At 68.1% G+C, this 2,801-nt stretch carries 1 protein-coding gene and 2 pseudogenes; 1 reads left to right on the top strand and 2 read right to left on the bottom strand.

Features of this window, described 5'->3' with window-relative positions; genetic code table 11:
- Positions 1-152, bottom strand: a pseudogene (locus ACFW16_RS35965) (transposase); the annotation flags it as partial.
- 254 nt (positions 153-406) lie between these two features.
- Here ACFW16_RS35965 and ACFW16_RS35960 point away from each other — a divergent pair.
- Positions 407-1,627: an IS110 family transposase gene (locus ACFW16_RS35960; protein WP_380313903.1), complete on the top strand. Its 1,221-nt coding sequence runs from the start codon at positions 407-409 to the stop codon at positions 1,625-1,627.
- 36 nt (positions 1,628-1,663) lie between these two features.
- Here the strand turns inward: ACFW16_RS35960 and ACFW16_RS35955 are convergent.
- A pseudogene (locus ACFW16_RS35955) lies at positions 1,664-2,752 on the bottom strand (IS256 family transposase); the annotation flags it as partial.
- Positions 2,753-2,801 lie beyond the last annotated feature (49 nt).

Raw genomic sequence — 2,801 nt, 5'->3', positions numbered from 1 at the left:
CATTCAACCGGCCGTTTCCAATGGATTCCAGCATTGCGGATCGCCAGGAACAGCAGCTTGGTCGCGGCCTCGTCGCTCGGGAAGCTGCCGCGGGTCTTGATGATCTTGCGCAACGAGCGGTGCAGGCTCTCCAGCGCGTTGGTAACCGGTATGAAGATCTCGGTGCCGAAGTTCGGCGGCGGCTCCTGAGGGCCGCGGGGTATGGTGCGACCATCCGGGACAGAGGCACCGGGAGTACGAAGGTGCGGGCAGGCCGATGTATTCCATGAGCTGTGAGCTCGCGTTAGTAGCTGGCCGCCTCTGCGACTTGCCCGGTTGCGCCGAGAGCGCGGATCCGTAGGTGTCGTGTCGCCCGCCGCTCCCGTCAATCTGGCGACAGGAGGAGCCGATGCGACGCGTGATCGGAATCGATATCCACCGGACCTTCGGCGAGGTGGTGATCTGGGAGAACGGCAGGCTCCGGCCCGCCGGACGGGTCGAGATGACCCGGACAGCGCTGGAAGGCTTCGGCAAGGGGCTGCAGGCGACCGACGAGGTGGTGATCGAGGCGACCGGCAACTGCATGGCGGTGTCGCGGGTGTTGTCGCCCTTCGTGGCCAAGGTGGTGATCGCCAACCCGCTGCAGGTCAAGGCGATCGCGCATGCCCATGTGAAGACCGACAAGATCGACGCCGGCACGCTCGCCAGCCTGCAGGCGGCGGGATACCTGCCCGAGATCTGGACGCCGGATCCGGCCACGGAGCGGCTGCGGCGGCTCGTGATGCGTCGCAACCAGGTGGTCCGGCACCGGACGCGGATCAAGAACGAGGTGCATGCGATCCTGCACGCCCATCTGATCCCGCGCTGTCCACATGCCGATCTGTTCAGCCGGCGCGGTCGGGCATGGCTCGAGCGCCAGCCACTGCCCGAGGACGAGATGCTGGCGGCCGTCCGTCATCTGCGGGAGCTCGATCGCCTCGGCGAGGACCTCCTCCTGCTCGACCGCGAGGTCGCCAAGGATGCGCTCGGCCATCCCGCCATCAAGCGGCTGATCACCATCACCGGCGTCAATGTGACGGCGGCGGCCGGCCTGGTGGCCGCGATCGGCGACATCCGGCGCTTCGCCGCGCCGCAGAAGCTGGTCAGCTATGTCGGGCTCAATCCGCGCGTCCGGCAGTCCGGGCTCGGGCTGGCGCAGCATGGCCGGATCAGCAAGGCCGGCCGCAGCCACGCCCGGGCAATGCTGGTCGAGGCCGCCTGGGCCGCGGCCAAAGCCCCCGGGCCGCTGCATGCCTTCTTCGTCCGGATCCGGGCCAAGCGGGGCCACCAAGTCGCTGCCGTGGCGGTCGCCCGTAAGCTTGCAGTGCTGTGCTGGCACCTCCTGAGCAAGGACGTCGACTACCTGTGGGCGAGGCCGGCCCTCGTCGCCAACAAGATCCGAGGGATGGAGTTGCAGGCCGGACAGCCCGCAAAGAAAGGCAACATCCGCGGCGCGGCCTATGCCTACAACGTCAAGGTGCTGCGAGACCAGGAGATGGTCGCCGCCGTGCACGCGGAGCGCGCCTATGAACAGTTCGTCGCGCGATGGCAGCCCACGCGCCCGAGGAAGGCGGTGCGCGAGCGCCTCAATCCGGCCAGGCGCGAATGATCAGGCGGCCCGGCGGAACTCGCAGCCGGTACCCCGCTCTTCGCCACGAGGTCGCCCGCGCCCGTCGAATATAGCACCACGGCCACAATGGCGCTTGTCGATCTCATCCGTGGTGTAGATCATCTTCCGGATCGCCGGCGGGAAGGCGAACATCGGCACCACGTGCTCCCAGGCCCGGCGCCAGCTCGGGGTGATCGCCGGATACCGGGCCCCCCATTTGGCCTCGAACTCGTCGAGCCTGGCCGCGGCCGCCTCGGCCGTCTCGGCCCGGTAGATCGCCTTGATGTCGGGGGTGACCGTGCGGCGGTCCTTCCACGACACGAAGGCCAGCGAGTTGCGGATCAGGTGGACGATGCAGGTCTGCACCGTGGTCTGCGGGAACACGGCGCCGATCGCGTCGGGGAAGCCGGCCAGCCCGTCGACCACGGCGATCAGGATGTCGCCGACGCCACGGGCCTTCAGCTCGTTCATGACCTTGAGCCAGAACTTGGCGCCTTCGGTCTGCTCGATCCACAGCCCAAGCACCTCCTTGTCGCCCTCGGCGGTGAGCGCCAGCGCCACGTACACCGCCTTGTTGCGGACCAGCCCCTCGTCGCGGATCTTGACCCTGAGCGCGTCGAAGAACACCACGGGGTAGAGCGGATCGAGCGGCCGGTTCTGCCATGCCCGGACCTCCTCGTGCACGGCGTCGGTGACCCGGCTGATCAGATCCGGCGACACCTCGACGCCGTACAGCTCCTGCAGATGGCCCTGGATCTCGCGCACCGTCAGGCCGCGGGCGTAGAGCGACACGATCCGGTCGTCGAAGCCGTCGAGACGGCGTTCGCCCTTGGGCACGATCAGCGGCTCGAAGGTGCCGTTGCGGTCGCGCGGCACCGACAGCTCCACCTCGCCCTCCTCGGTCAGCACCGTCTTGGCCGAGGTGCCGTTGCGGCTGTTGCCCGTGCCGCGCCCGGCCGGGTCGCCCTTCTCGTAGCCCAGGTGCACGCTCAGCTCGGCGCCCAGCGCCCGTTCCAGCAGCGCCTTCTTCAGCTGCCGGAACAGCCCGTCCTCGCCCAACAGGTCCTCCGGACGCTCGTACCCCGACAGCAGCTCGTCCAGAAGCTCCGGTCGCAGTGTCGTCATTGCAGGTCCTCCACTACTAAATATTGGACCCACAGCCTTCACTTACACA

The sequence above is a fragment of the Inquilinus sp. NPDC058860 genome (assembly GCF_042743185.1).
In the GTDB taxonomy this organism is placed as follows: Bacteria; Pseudomonadota; Alphaproteobacteria; order DSM-16000; family Inquilinaceae; genus Inquilinus.
Note: the sequence above shows the minus strand (reverse complement) of the source record. Positions and strands in the feature narration are given on the sequence as shown.